The sequence below is a fragment of the Povalibacter sp. genome (assembly GCF_036735925.1).
Taxonomy (GTDB): Bacteria; Pseudomonadota; Gammaproteobacteria; order Steroidobacterales; family Steroidobacteraceae; genus Steroidobacter.
Genome location: NZ_DAINNK010000004.1, coordinates 101,444 through 114,867, shown reverse-complemented (window position 1 = coordinate 114,867; position 13,424 = coordinate 101,444). Strand labels below are relative to the sequence as shown.

Annotated in this window: 11 protein-coding genes; 4 read left to right on the top strand and 7 right to left on the bottom strand. The window is 64.9% G+C overall.

Annotation, left to right across the window (positions count from 1 at the left end; translation table 11 throughout):
* Positions 1-4 precede the first annotated feature (4 nt).
* On the top strand, positions 5-667 hold the full coding sequence (locus V7D81_RS02730; protein WP_324314305.1) for a PEP-CTERM sorting domain-containing protein: 663 nt from the start codon (positions 5-7) through the stop codon (positions 665-667).
* A gap of 64 nt (positions 668-731) precedes the next feature.
* Here the strand turns inward: V7D81_RS02730 and V7D81_RS02725 are convergent, their stop codons facing one another.
* The 5 genes from V7D81_RS02725 to V7D81_RS02705 all read right to left on the bottom strand — a co-directional run bounded on the left by V7D81_RS02725 (position 732) and on the right by V7D81_RS02705 (position 8,697).
* Complete coding sequence (locus V7D81_RS02725; protein ID WP_324314304.1) at positions 732-1,580, bottom strand: zinc-dependent peptidase; 849 nt, start codon at positions 1,578-1,580, stop codon at positions 732-734.
* A gap of 22 nt (positions 1,581-1,602) precedes the next feature.
* Complete coding sequence (locus V7D81_RS02720) at positions 1,603-3,558, bottom strand: transglutaminase TgpA family protein (protein WP_324314303.1); 1,956 nt, start codon at positions 3,556-3,558, stop codon at positions 1,603-1,605.
* Complete coding sequence (locus V7D81_RS02715) at positions 3,555-4,529, bottom strand: DUF58 domain-containing protein (RefSeq protein WP_324314302.1); 975 nt, start codon at positions 4,527-4,529, stop codon at positions 3,555-3,557. Before V7D81_RS02715 ends, V7D81_RS02720 begins: the two co-directional genes overlap by 4 nt.
* A 139-nt stretch (positions 4,530-4,668) precedes the next feature.
* On the bottom strand, positions 4,669-5,625 hold the full coding sequence (locus V7D81_RS02710) for an AAA family ATPase (protein ID WP_324314301.1): 957 nt from the start codon (positions 5,623-5,625) through the stop codon (positions 4,669-4,671).
* A 291-nt stretch (positions 5,626-5,916) separates the two neighbouring features.
* On the bottom strand, positions 5,917-8,697 hold the full coding sequence (locus tag V7D81_RS02705) for a valine--tRNA ligase (RefSeq protein WP_324314300.1): 2,781 nt from the start codon (positions 8,695-8,697) through the stop codon (positions 5,917-5,919).
* A 109-nt stretch (positions 8,698-8,806) separates the two neighbouring features.
* Between V7D81_RS02705 and V7D81_RS02700 the strand changes: the two genes are divergently transcribed.
* Positions 8,807-9,571, top strand: a complete 765-nt coding sequence (locus V7D81_RS02700; RefSeq protein ID WP_324314299.1) for a sulfite exporter TauE/SafE family protein — start codon at positions 8,807-8,809, stop codon at positions 9,569-9,571.
* Between the two features lie 116 nt (positions 9,572-9,687).
* Positions 9,688-10,140 (top strand): acyl-CoA thioesterase, encoded by a 453-nt coding sequence (locus tag V7D81_RS02695; RefSeq protein WP_324314298.1) that lies wholly within the window; start codon positions 9,688-9,690, stop codon positions 10,138-10,140.
* Between the two features lie 128 nt (positions 10,141-10,268).
* Here the strand turns inward: V7D81_RS02695 and V7D81_RS02690 are convergent, their stop codons facing one another.
* Both V7D81_RS02690 and V7D81_RS02685 read right to left on the bottom strand, forming a co-directional pair.
* A complete protein-coding gene (locus V7D81_RS02690) occupies positions 10,269-10,700 on the bottom strand; it encodes a DNA polymerase III subunit chi (RefSeq protein WP_324314297.1) in 432 nt (143 codons plus the stop codon).
* 4 nt (positions 10,701-10,704) lie between these two features.
* Entirely contained in the window at positions 10,705-12,186 is a 1,482-nt protein-coding gene (locus V7D81_RS02685; protein ID WP_324314296.1) for a leucyl aminopeptidase, read from the bottom strand.
* Positions 12,187-12,221: 35 nt separating this feature from the next.
* Between V7D81_RS02685 and lptF the strand changes: the two genes are divergently transcribed.
* A complete protein-coding gene (lptF, locus tag V7D81_RS02680) occupies positions 12,222-13,424 on the top strand; it encodes an LPS export ABC transporter permease LptF (protein WP_324314295.1) in 1,203 nt (400 codons plus the stop codon).

Here is a 13,424-nt window from a genome sequence, read left to right as displayed (position 1 = left end):
CCACGTGAAAAGGAATCGATGGCTGGTCATGGTCGGACTGATGGCATGTGCCGCCAGCGCCCAGGCAGGTTTCATCCTGGTGGACTCCGCCAACGGCAGCTCCACGAGCAGCATCTCGCCGCTCAACGACTTCGTGTCCGAGCTGAACGGCAATCAGGTGACGAACTACACGCTCGGAACGTCACTGGGTGTGGATGCCGCCGGAAGCGTGACGTACTACTACTACGGCAAGGAAGCGGGCTACCGCAACGATTTCCAGGCCGGAGCGATCGGTCATAGCTCCGACTACGCGCCGCAGACGCAGAATCTGTTCGGCAACCCGCTCGCACTCGGCACGGTTCAGGTCGGTGCCGGATTGCTGGATTTCGGGTTCTGTTCTTTCAACGGTGGCGCCACGGCCTTCGGATGCCTCACGAACGCCGATAACGATCTTGTGCAGCTGAGCAATCCCTGGCAGTCGATTGCCATGAGCATCGTCGATAACGCCGCCTGGCTGTTCTGGGACGATTCCGGCGCAGGCCCCGATGACAATCACGACGACATGCTGATCAAGGCCGTGTTCACTCCGGCTACGTCCGTGCCGGAGCCGGGCACGCTCGCTCTCCTGGGCGTCGGATTGACGGGAATGATGCTGAGCGCGCGCCGGCGCCGTCAGCCGAAAGCCTGAAACAATCGTCGCTTGCAGCATGAAGAAGGCCCCGATCGGGGCCTTCTTCGTTTGTGCATCCGGATCAGGAAAGGATGGCCGGTTCTGACTCCCACCGCGCCGGATCCAGCCGGTAGTACTTGCGCAGCTGCCGATAGAGCAGTGGATGCTGCTGCTCCAGTTCCTGCGGCCTGCCGAAAAACACTTCGGTGACGACGGCGAAGAACTCCGCCGGTGCCGTGGCGCCATAGGGATCGATCAGGCCCGGAATCCCCACCTGCAGGTTGGCGCGCAGACGGTCGTATTCGTCCCAGAAGACGCGTGACCATTCGTGGAAATCGGCGGCCGTGGCGAGTCCCGGCGCGCCGTCCATGGTCTCGTCCTCCATGTCGAGATAGTGCGCGAACTCGTGCAGCACGACGTTGTGGCCGAGACTCGGCGCCTGTTCGATGTCTTCCCACGACAGGATGATCCGTCGCGAATCCCACGCCTGGCCCGACAGCACGCGCGCGCCCTCGCTGACCAGGCCGTCCGAGTGACTATGGGTTTCCGGAACGATGAAGGGCGTCGGATAGATCAGGATCGAATACAGATCGTCGTAGAGCCCGTCGCGCGGTACACCCGGCCGGTTGAGCACGAGCAGGCAGGCATTCGCAGCGATGACGACCTTCATGCGTTCGGTGACGTCGAGGCCATTGCAGCCGACGAAGGATTTCTGTCGCACGAAGATCTGGATCAGTCCGTGCAGGCGTCCGCGCAGCGGCGCGGGCAGTCGCGGGTACGCCGGCACTTCCTGTCGCATCCATTCCTGCCATTGCGCGGGCAACGGCTCGCGACTGAGGGCGAGCCGTCGTCGCGCCTGCAAGGCGGGCACGCCCAGCCACCAGAACAGGGCGCCGACGACGATCGCGATGGCCAGGAGGAGTGCAGGCATCAGCGCTCCATGGCTCCCGTCCTCATGCTTTCAACTGGCTGACGAGAAATTTCAGACGGCTGAGCTGGCTGTCGAGCGGCGCAGGACCGTAGCGCAGACCGATGTACAGCGAACGGATCTCTTCGATCTGCGCGGCCAGTACCGGCCGGGCCTGGGCGACGCGGCTCAGATAGTCTTCCGGGCCTTCGTAGGGCGCGCGCACGAATCCGTCCTTCGCCAGTCGTCGACAGAGCTGCGCATAGGTCTGGACGATCGGATCGCGCTCACGCGGCCGGTAACGCCAGGCGAGCCAGCCCGTCAGCGCAGCGAAGAACGTGGCCAGCGCGATGACCATCGCCATGCCGAGCGCTTCCCAGTCCGCGTCTTCGATACCGAACCATTCGAGCAGCGAGCGCTGCTGGCCCGCGCCGAACTCGACGATCTGGTTGTTCCAGAACGTGTTGAGCGCATCCCAGGCGAGCCGCATCTGCGCCAGCGCATCGAAACGTTTCAGCAATCGACCCGGCACCGGTTCGTCTTCGTCGAGGGCGGCGTCCATGCCTCGCTCCACGCGCTCCGGTGCGACCGCGGCGGTGGGATCGACGCGCACCCAGCCCTGGCCGTCGATCCAGATTTCCGACCAGGCGTGCGCGTCGGCCTGACGCACGATGAGGTAGTCGCCCATCGGGTTGTATTCGCCGCCCTGGTAGCCGAGTACCACACGCGCAGGAATGCCGGCGGCACGCGCCAGCATCGTGAACGCCGAGGCGAAGTGTTCGCAGAAGCCACGGCGTGTGTTGAACAGGAAGTCGTCGATGGAATCGGCTTCGAGCCGCGGCGGTTCGAGCGTGTAGAAGTACTCTTCCTCGCGGAACTTGTTGAGCACTGCCTCGACGAAGGCTTCGGGACTGCCGGCGCGCGCGTAGAGTTCCTGCGCCAGCAGTTTCGAGCGCGGATTGTGATCGCCTGCGCGCGTGTCGACATTGCGGGTCGTCGTGGGCAGTGGACCCTCGGTGCGGTAGCGGGGTCGCGATTCCAGCTGGAACGAACTCAGCGCCGACAGGCGGCCCATGGCGAACAGCTGGCGATCGGACCACAGTCGCGCCCGTTCGCGCGGCCAGTCGGTCACGGCCTCCAGGCCGAAGATCCAGGAGCGGTTGTTCGGTTCCTGCGTGACGGTGTAGCGATAGACGGGGCCGCTGGGCGTCACCGGTTGCTCCGGCAGGAACTGCTGCAGTCGTCGCCATGTCCGGCCGTCGAAATCATGCAGCACCGGTCCACGCCAGTAGCGCTCGCGCGGCGGCGGCATGTCGCCGTCGAATTTCACGCGAAACGCCGTGGCACTCGACAGGCTCAGTTCCGAAATATCGCCCGGCGACATTTCATCGTCGATGCCTGTGGCCGCCGCGCTGCGCCCCGGCACCGCCCAGAACTGACCCGGCAATCGCGGGAAGAACAGGAACAGCGCAATCGCCAGCGGCAGCGACTGCAGCACCATCTTGCCCGTCAGCTTCAACGCCTCGCGCATGCTCATCGGCGCGGTCTGATGCGTGCGCATCAGCGTGACGGTCAGCAACCATGCAGTCGCAAGCATCCAGGGCAGGCGCAGCAGCGACTGGTCGTAGAGGAATCCGGCGAACAGCAGGAAATAGGAAACGAACACTACGACGGTGAGATCCCGCCGGTTGGCGGTCTCGAACAGTTTCATGCCGCCCATCAGCACCAGCAGCGCCGTGCCCGCTTCCAGTCCATTGAGTGTGCGATAGCTGGCGAGCACGCCAAGCATCGCGGCGAAGGCGACGGCAATGCGAACCGCCTTCGGCGGCAGCTTCCAGTGGCGCAGCGCAATGACCAGTCGCACCGCCACCGCGATCAGCGCCAGCAGCACGATCCACAGACGCAGGTCGGGAATGTGCGGCAGCAACGCCAGCGTGAACGCGCCCACCACCCAGAGCAGCTGCTGCGTGAATCGGGGCGACGAATCGAGGGTCGCGCTCATGCGCTCGCCTCCTCGATGCCGAACAGCGCCAGCGCCGTCAGGCAGCGCTGGCGATGCGCCGGCCCGATGTTCGGAGGAATGTCGACACCCGGCAGCTTCACGCCGAAGGCATGGCCTTCCGCGTAGGCATCCTCGATCCAGCGACACAGCTGCGATAGCCGCGCCTCGGTCGCAAGACCCGGCAGACTCTCCCAGTCGAACAGATGGGACGTGACTGCCGTGCCCGCATACACCTTCACCTGCAGGCCCTGACCCCGCGCATACGCCTTCCACGCGACGTGGCGCGGCGAATCGCCGGGATGAAAGCTGCGCAGACCGGCGAAGTCTTCATCGCCGCGCGACGATTCCTGTGCTCCGCCGACATCGGTTTCCACCGGCGGCGGCGGTCGTCCGCGCGGCGCGGGCCGCGGATACACCACGCATCGCACGCCCATGTGCAGATAAGTCCAGGCCCGGAACAGACCGAAGGGGTGCCGGGTGGCGACGTCGAAATGTTCCAGCGGCAGCCAGCCGCGTTCGCGCGCCGGGACACGCAACGTGAGCACCGCACGCTCGCCGGACTCGATGCGAACCGGCGGTGCGAAACCGTGATCGTTGCCGATGGTCAGTTCGTGCCGCGCCAGCGGCGCATGGTTTTCCAGCGCGATGCGGAAGCGCGCCTCGTCGCCTGCGAAGACCGGTTCGCTGGCGGCGGAGGCGACACGTATCGCAGCGAGATTGCGATGACAGTAGTGCATCGCCGTGAGTCCGAGCGAACCCAGCACGAACGCGAGGCCGAGCGCGAGATTGTTGCCGTAGTTCATCGCGCCGAGAAACATCGCGAACAGCATCAGCGCGAACGCGAGGCCGAGGCCGGACGGCACGATGTAGATGCGGCGCGCCGAGATCTCCGTCGGATCCGGATCGATGCCGTGGCGCTTGCGGGCCCAGGCACGGGTTTTGTGGCGCAGCTTGGTGAGGAGCGGAAGCATCGGAGGGCGACAGGCGACAGGCGACAGGCGACAGGCGACAGGCGACAGGCTACAGGCTACAGGCTACAGGCTACAGGCTACAGGCTACAGGCAGACCCGTTCTCTGGCTGTCGCCTGTCGCCTGTCGCCTGTTTCCTCTTCATGGAACTGCCACCGCCTTCAGCACCCTCTCTCCAATCTCGCCCGCCGAAATCGCCGCTGCGTTATCTCGCAGCTTCAGTCGATGACCGACGACCCCCGGCAGCACGGCCTGGATGTCCTCGGGCAGCACGCCCGGATGGCCGTGAATCAGTGCCCACGCCTGCGCGGCGCGCAGCAGCGCAATCGCGGCGCGCGGCGACAGGCCCGACTCGAAGTGCGGCGATTCGCGCGTGTGACGCACGATCGCCTGCACGTAGTCGAGCAGTGCATCGGAGGCGTGTACCGACGGCACCATCGTCTGCATCAGCAGCAGTTGCTGCGGCGTGAGCATCGGCGGCAGTGTCGCCAGCATGTCGCGGCGATCCTGGCCGATCAGCAGTTCGCGTTCGAGCGTCGCGTCGGGATAGCCGAGTTCGATGCGCAGCAGGAAGCGGTCGAGCTGCGATTCGGGCAGCGGGAACGTGCCGATCTGATAGACCGGATTCTGGGTGGCGATGACGAAGAAGGGCGCGGCCAGCGGATAGGTCTGGCCGTCGACCGTCACCTGGTGTTCTTCCATCGCTTCGAGCAGCGCGCTCTGCGCCTTCGGCGTCGCGCGATTCACTTCGTCCGCGAGCACGAGCTGCGCGAAAATCGGACCCTTGTGGAAGCGGAATTCGCTGGCTTCGCGATCGAAGATCGACACGCCGATGATGTCGGCGGGCAGCAGGTCGCTGGTGAACTGGATACGCTGATAGTGCAGCCCGAGCGTTTCCGCCAGCGCATGCGCCAGCGTGGTCTTGCCGACGCCGGGAATGTCCTCGATCAGCAGATGCCCGCGCGCCAGCAGGCAGGCGAGGCTCAGGCGCAGCTGGTGTTCCTTGCCGAGAATGATCCGGCCGAGCTGTGCAATGGTTGCCCCGACGAGCTCGACGGGGTTTGCCTGCGTAATGAGTGTCGGAACCGGTGAATCCATGAACACTGCGCCTTTGGATTGGGTCGCCGGCTAGTGTCCCGGGTCGGGGTCAAAACGCAAGTGCGTGGGGCCGGAATTCAGAGTTCACACGGAGATCACGGAGGCCACGGAGGTCGGAAGGGAGAAGAGAATTTCCACGGGGGAAGAATGGGAACACGGGGAGCACGGGGAGCACGGGGAAAAGAAATTTTCTGTCCGAGCCCCGTGTTCCCCGTGCCCCCCGTGGAAATTTTCTCTTCATCTTTTCCGACCTCCGTGGCCTCCGTGATCTCCGTGTGAAACTCCGATTCCCTATCCCTTGAGCTGCCGCACCCGTCGTTCCTGTTCCTCGATCTGCGCGACTTCGGTCTTGAAATCGGCGATGCGCGCGCGTTCCTGTTCGACGACGGCAGGCGGGGCGTTGGCGACGAAGTTCTGGTTGCCGAGTTTCGCCTCGCACTTGGTGATTTCCTGCAGCGTCTTCGTCCTGCGCTTCGCGAGCCGCGACAGCTCCGCGTCAGGATCGTCGATCAGGCTCGCGAGCGGGGCATGGATGACCTGGCCTTCGATGAGTTGCATCGCCGTGGGCGGCAGGGTCGATTCGTCGGCAATGGCGTCGAGGCTGGTGATGTTGGCGAGCGAGCGGATCAGGTCCGCGTTGGCCGCGATCAGTCGCCAGTCCTCGTTCGACGCCGCCTTCACGAACACAGGAATCTGGCGCGAGCGCGCCACGTCGAGCTGGCCGCGGATCTGACGCACGCCGAGGATGACGGCCTTGATCGGCGCGATGGCATCTTCCGCCGCCTGATCGACGGGGAAGTCGGATTCGCGCGGATACGGCTGCAGCATGATGGTCTCGCCCTGGCGGCCCGCGAGCGGCGCGACGGCCTGCCAGATCTCCTCCGTGACGAAGGGCATCAGCGGATGCAGCAGTCGCAGATACGCTTCGAGCACTTCGAGCAGCGTGCGGCGGGCGCCGCGTTTCTGCGCCGCGCTGGCGGACTCCGACTGCAGCGCCGGCTTCGACAGTTCCAGGTACCAGTCGCAGTATTCGTACCAGGCGAACTCGTACAGCTTCTGCGCGGCGAGGTCGAAACGGTATTCGCCGAGCAGGCGGCGCACGTCTTCGACGGTCGAGCCGAGGCGCGAACGGATCCAGCGGTCCGGGATCGAGTACTCGATGTCGCCGCTGAGGCCGTTGTCCTGGCCTTCCGTATTCATCAGCACGTAGCGTGCGGCGTTCCAGAGCTTGTTGCAGAAGTTCTTGTAGCCATCGACGCGTCCCAGGTCGAAGCGGATGTCGCGGCCCATGGTCGCAAGCGAAGCGAACGTGAAGCGCAGCGCGTCGGTGCCGTAGGAAGGAATGCCGTCGGGGAACTGTTTGCGCGTCGCCTTCTCGATCTTGCCCTTGAGCTGCGGCTGCATCATGCCGCTCGTGCGCTTCGCCACCAGCGATTCGAGGTCGATGCCGTCGATCAGGTCCAGCGGGTCGATGATGTTGCCCTTGGACTTCGACATCTTGTCGCCGTTCTCGTCGCGGATCAGGCCGGTGATGTAGATCTCGCGGAACGGCACGTCGCCTGCGAACTTCATGCCCATCATGATCATGCGCGCGACCCAGAAGAAGATGATGTCGAAGCCGGTGACCAGCACCGAGGTCGGATAGAACTTCTTCAGTTCCGGCGTTTCATCGGGCCAGCCGAGCGTCGAGAACGGCCACAGCGCGGAGGAGAACCAGGTGTCGAGCACGTCGTCGTCGCGCTTGAGCACGACATCGTTGCGATTCAGTGCGCCTTGCGCCTGCTGCATGGCATCCGCTTCGGTGCGCGCGACATAGACATTGCCCTGGTCGTCATACCACGCGGGGATCTGGTGACCCCACCAGAGCTGGCGGCTGATGCACCAGTCCTGGATGTTGTTCATCCACTGGTAATAGGTTTTCGCCCAGTGATCCGGCACGAAGCGGATGCGGCCGTCTTCGACGGCTTTCGTCGCCGGCTCGGCCAGCGGTGCGATGCGCACGTACCACTGATCGGTGAGCCACGGTTCGAGCACGGCGCCGCTGCGGTCGCCGCGCGGCACCTGCAGCGTGTGCGGTTCGATCTTTTCCAGCAGGCCTTGCGCTTCGAGATCCGCGACGATGCGCTTGCGGGCTTCGAAGCGGTCGAGGCCGCGATAGGCTTCCGGCACCGCATCGTTCAGCGCGGCGTTGTGGTCGAGCACATTGATCAGCGGCAGATCGTGACGCTTGCCGATTTCATAGTCGTTGAAGTCGTGCGCCGGCGTGATCTTGACGCAGCCGGAGCCGAACGCCGGATCGACGTACTCATCGGCAATGATCGGAATCAGGCGCTCGGTCAGCGGGAGATGGATCTTCTTGCCGATGAGATGTTTGTAACGCTCGTCTTCCGGATGCACCGCGACCGCGGTATCGCCGAGCATCGTTTCGGGACGCGTGGTCGCCACCACGAGCTGTCCGGTGCCGTCGGCGAGCGGATAGCGCAGGTGCCACAGCGATCCCTGCTCGGGCTCCTGCATCACTTCGAGATCGGACAGCGCGGTGTGCAGCACGGGATCCCAGTTCACGAGGCGCTTGCCGCGATAGATCAGGCCTTCCTCGTACAGGCGCACGAACACTTCGGTGACGGCGACCGATAGTCCTTCGTCCATCGTGAACCGGTCGCGCGTCCAGTCGACCGAGTTGCCGAGGCGGCGTTCCTGCCGCGAGATCGTGTCGCCCGACTGCGCCTTCCATTCCCAGACCTTCTCGACGAAAGCTTCACGCCCGATGTCGCGACGATGCGTGCCGGCCGCATTGAGCTGGCGCTCGACCACCATCTGGGTCGCGATGCCGGCGTGGTCGGTGCCCGGCTGCCACAGCGCGCTGCGACCGTCCATGCGATGCAGGCGGGTGAGGGCGTCCATCAGCGTGTGCTGGAAGGCATGGCCCATGTGCAGCGTGCCCGTCACGTTGGGCGGCGGGATCATGATGCAGTAGGGCTCGCCGGTACCGCGCGGCGCAAACCAGCCGTTTTCCTCCCAGCGCTGGTAGATGCGCTGCTCGATGTCGCGGGGGCTGTAGGACTTTTCCATGGGAACTGTGCGAGTCCGGGACAAAACGGGGCGGCGATTATAGCCGCAGGTCCTGTTCCGGGCCGGACCGGTTTGCCCGGCCATCCACGGCTCCCCGATACTTCCGCGGATGACTGCCTCCGAACTCTTCATCGCCGCCGTGGCTGCCGCCGCGGCCGGCCTGGTCAACGCCATCGCCGGCGGCGGCACGCTGATCAGTTTTCCCGTGCTGCTGGGCCTCGGCGTGCCGCCGATCGCCGCCAACGTGACGAATGCGGTGGCGCTGTCGCCGGGTTATTTCGGTGCGACCCTGGCACAGCTCGGCCAGCTCCGCGGTCAGGAAAGGCGGTTCCGGATCTGCCTGCCCGCGGCGATTCTGGGCGGAATCGCCGGTGCATGGCTGCTGCTGCGGACCCATGAGCACACGTTCCAGAAGCTCGTGCCCTTCATGCTGCTGTTCGCGTCGCTGCTGCTGGCTTTCCAGAATCGCGTGCGCGAGTTCGTCGTGCGGCGCCTCGCTTCCGATGGCGACGGGCATGAAAACCTGGCGCCGGCGACCGTCGCCGTCATGCTCGCGAGCATCTACGGCGGCTTCTTCACCGCCGGCATGAGCGTCATCGTCCTGGCCGTGCTCGGCGCGACGCTGCACGATTCGCTGACCCGATTGAATGCGCTCAAGCAAGCCGTCGCCTTCAGCGTGAACATCGCCGCGGCCGTGTTCTTCGTGTTCTCAGGCCAGGTGCTCTGGATCGTCGCGGCCGCGATGGCCGCCGGCGCGGTCGTCGGTGGCATGATCGGCGGCCGTGTCGCCGGCCGGATGAATGCCGACCCGCTGCGCTGGACCGTCGTCGCCGTCGGTGCGGGACTCGCGGTTTATTACTGGGTCAGGGGTTGAGACGAAGAATCAAGGAATGGCCGCAAAAAGCGCAGAAGACGCGAAAGTAAGAAATCCGGAGTTCTGACCTTGCGCCTTTTGCGCTTTTTGCGGCCATTCTCTTCCGAGAGGTTCACATGTCTGCCGATCGTTTCCGTTACTACCTGCGTGTGCGCTACGGCGAATGCGATGCGCAGAAGGTCGTCTTCAACGCGCGCTACGCCGACTACGTCGACCTCGCGACGGCGGAATGGCTGCGGGCACTCGGCTTCGAGCACGAACTGCAGAGCGGCGAACTCGACTACCAGCTCGTCAAGCAGACGCTCGAATGGAAAGCCCCGGCGCGCTACGACCAGGTGATCGAAGCCTCCGTCGCGGCGAAGCACATCGGCAACACGTCATTCACGCTCGCAACGGAATTCCGCATCGCCGGCGCCGAGCCGGTCATCGCCACGGCCGAAACCGTCTATGTCCATGTCGATACCCGGACCCTGACGAAGCGCTCGCTGCCGCAGTCGTGGCGCGATGCGTTCCAGCGCGGTGCGACGGATACGGTGGATCATGCCGGGTGGCTGGGGATCAGGAAGTAAGAGGGGGATTGGTACGCAAAAGGCGCAAGGAAGAACGCAAAAGGCACAAGTTTCGAAAGTCCCAGAGAGAACTTTTTGCGCTTCTTGCGTTCCTCATTGCGCCTTTTGCGTACCAATCCTGTTCTTCCTCAAAGATTGTGCGTATCCAGCTCGCACCCGCGCTCGCGATACACCTTGTAGCGCTCGCGTGACAGCCGCTTGTTCTCGGGATCGACGTCGACGATCTCGGCGACACGTTCGAAGTGTTCGAAATCGTCGGGCAGGCGGTTGACGAGGTTGATCAGCAATTGTCGATGACTCTGCGGTGCGGCCGCTTCGCCGATCAGGACCACGACGCGTTCGTGCGATGCACCGTTGCCGGTGTTGATCTCGTGGGGAATGAAGGCGCGGTCGTTGAACGTCCACAGCAGTTCGTCGAGGCGCTGAGCTTCCGCCTGCGACGATGTCTGCACGTAGACCTTCAGATTCTGGTCGTAGGCTTTCTCCACCAGGCGGCAGGCGATGCGCAGGCGGGCATCCGGGCCCTCCTGCGACAGCACGTAGAAATCGACGCGGGCCACGCGACTACCGGTTGATCAGGTAGTCGACCAGCAACGGCACCGGGCGGCCCGTGCTCGACTTGTTGGCGCCCGACTGATACGCGGTGCCGGCCACGTCCAGATGCGCCCACTTGAGTCCTTCCGTGAACTTGGCGAGGAAGCAGGCCGCGGTGATGGCGCCGCCTTCGCGGCCGGCGACGTTCGCCATGTCGGCGAAGTTGCTCTTGAGTCCTTCGGCGTATTCCTCGCCGAGCGGCAGCGGCCAGGCGCGATCGTCGCTGCGGTTGCCGGCCTCCTGCAGCGCTTCGCTCAGTGCGTCGTCGTTGCTGAACAGGCCGCAGTAGTGACTGCCGAGCGCCATGACGCAGGCGCCGGTGAGCGTCGCGATGTCGATGAGCGTGTCGGGCTTGAAGCGGCGCGCGTAGGTGATCGCATCGCACAGGATCAGGCGTCCCTCGGCGTCGGTGTTCAGCACTTCGATGGTCTGGCCCGACATGCTCTTCACGATGTCGCCGGGCTTGGTGGCGCGGCTGCCGGGCATGTTTTCGCAGGCGGGTACGACGCCGACGAGATTGATCGCCAGTTCCAGTTCCGCGATCGCCTTGAACGTGCCGAGCACGCTGGCGGCGCCGCTCATGTCGAACTTCATTTCATCCATCGCGGGCGGCGGCTTGAGCGAAATGCCGCCGGTATCGAAGGTCACGCCCTTGCCGACCAGCACGACCGGCGCCTTGCTGCGCTCGGCGCCGTAGTACTCGAGCACGATCAGACGCGCCGGTTCTTCGGTGCCCTCGGTGACGGACAGGAACGAACCCATCTTGAGCTTGCGGCAATCGGCTTCGTTGAGCACTCGCGTCTTGATGCTGCGGTACTCGCGCGACAGGGTCTTCGCGGCATTCGCGAGATACGAGGGCGTGCAGACATTGCCGGGCTGATTGGCGAGGTCGCGCATGAGCGACATGCCGGCACTGATGCCGCGGCCGTGTTCGATGCCGCGTTCGACGCTGCTGCGGTCGCTGCGAGTCGCTGCGACACCGAATTTCGCGAGCCGCGACTTCGGCCGCTTGTTGGCCGTCTTGTGATCCGGAATGCGATACGCCGAGTTGCCGGCGACTTCCGCGGCGATGCGCGCGAGCGTGTAGGTGTCCGCGTCCTTCGCGCCGTCGAGTGCGAGATAGCTGACCGCCTCCCGTGCGTTCGTCTTGCCGATGGCCGTCAGCGCCGAGTTGAGCGCGCGTCGATACTGTTTGCGATTGAACGCGCTCTTGGCGCCCAGACCGATGGCAATGATGCGTTCGCACGGGCCGCCATCGAGATCCGCGAGCGTGACGACATCGCCGGTCTTGCCGCGCAGATCACCTTTCTTCACCAGCTTCGCCAGGCGTCCGCCGCTGCGGGCGTCGATCTCGGCTGCCGCATCGGACAGGACGCCTTTGTCGTACACGCCGACGATCGCGCATTCGGTGCGCTGCCGCGCGGGCGCGCTGGTGGTCGCAAAAAATTCCATGGGCCGTCCTCTTCTCAAGGTTTACGCAGGATGCCGTGTCGCTTAACGTATGCGCCGGCAGAACGAAGGCCGGAGATTGTATCCGCCCTGTTCGCGCTGAGGTATCCGCGCTGCGTACGCTCGATCGCTATGTCTTTCGCGAAGTCGCCGTCACCTGGCTGGCCGTGACGGTCGTACTGCTTGCGATCCTGCTGGCGAACCAGCTCGCACGCGTGCTGTCGCAGGCGGCCGCCAACGACTTTCCGCGCGAAGTCGTCTTTGCCCTGATCGGACTCACGACCACCGGCAACCTCTCGATCATCATGCCGATCGGTTTCTTCCTCGCCATCATGCTGGCGCTCGGCCGGCTGTATCACGAGAGCGAGATGGCGGCGATCCAGGCCTGCGGCGTGGGACCGGCGGGCCTGTTCCGGCCGATCACCTTGCTGGGCATCGTCATCGTGGCGCTGCTCGCCTGGCTGTCCTTCATCGCGATTCCGGCGGCGAGTGCGCGAGCGCAGGCCATCCGCGCCGAGGCGCTGCGCGATGCGCAGTTCGGACTGCTCGAACCGGGCCGGTTCCGTACCTTCGGCGGCGGCAACATCGTGTTCTATGCCGAGCGCGTGGACGAGAACGGCATCCTGCACAACGTGAACGTGTTCATCGAACGCCCCGTGAAGACGGATGAATCAGGCGACGCGCGCGAAGTGCAGCCTGCGAGCCGTTTCGAGATCTGGACGGCCACGCGCGCCGAGCAGCGCGGAGCGGGGCAGGCGGAGCAGACCTTCGTGCTCTATGACGGCGAGCGCTACGAAGGCGTGCCCGGCGAGGGTCAGTTCCGCATCATCAGGTTCAGCGAGGGCGGCATTCCGATCCGCCTGGGCGATCCGGCCGGCCGGGCCTCGAAGGCGGACATGAAACTGACGGCCGAACTGCTCGATTCGACCGACCTGAAGGACGTGGCCGAACTGCACTGGCGCATCGCGACGCCGGTGAGCGCGCTGGTGCTGATGATGCTGGCCGTGCCGCTCGCGCGTCTGCGGCCGCGACAGGGCCGCTTCGGCAGGATGGGCATCGCGATCCTCGCGTACTTCATCTACTACAACTCGCTGGTGGCGGCGCGCACCTGGATCGAAAACGGCGTGGCGCCGCAGTCCCTCGGCCTGTGGTGGGTGCATGTCATCGCGCTGGTCGCTGCGGCGTTGCTGCTGCTCAGGGCCTATCCGATCGGGCGCGTGCGGCCCGCGGCGGTGAGCTGA

Excerpts from the sequence above, each read along its gene's own strand:
- V7D81_RS02685 (WP_324314296.1), bottom strand. The coding sequence starts at position 12,186 with ATGGAATTTTTTGCGACCACCAGCGCGCCCGCGCGGCAGCGCACCGAA.
- V7D81_RS02720 (WP_324314303.1), bottom strand. The coding sequence starts at position 3,558 with ATGAGCGCGACCCTCGATTCGTCGCCCCGATTCACGCAGCAGCTGCTC.
- V7D81_RS02725 (WP_324314304.1), bottom strand. The coding sequence starts at position 1,580 with ATGCCTGCACTCCTCCTGGCCATCGCGATCGTCGTCGGCGCCCTGTTC.
- V7D81_RS02710 (WP_324314301.1), bottom strand. The coding sequence starts at position 5,625 with ATGGATTCACCGGTTCCGACACTCATTACGCAGGCAAACCCCGTCGAG.
- V7D81_RS02700 (WP_324314299.1), top strand. The coding sequence starts at position 8,807 with ATGACTGCCTCCGAACTCTTCATCGCCGCCGTGGCTGCCGCCGCGGCC.
- V7D81_RS02715 (WP_324314302.1), bottom strand. The coding sequence starts at position 4,529 with ATGCTTCCGCTCCTCACCAAGCTGCGCCACAAAACCCGTGCCTGGGCC.
- V7D81_RS02695 (WP_324314298.1), top strand. The coding sequence starts at position 9,688 with ATGTCTGCCGATCGTTTCCGTTACTACCTGCGTGTGCGCTACGGCGAA.
- V7D81_RS02705 (WP_324314300.1), bottom strand. The coding sequence starts at position 8,697 with ATGGAAAAGTCCTACAGCCCCCGCGACATCGAGCAGCGCATCTACCAG.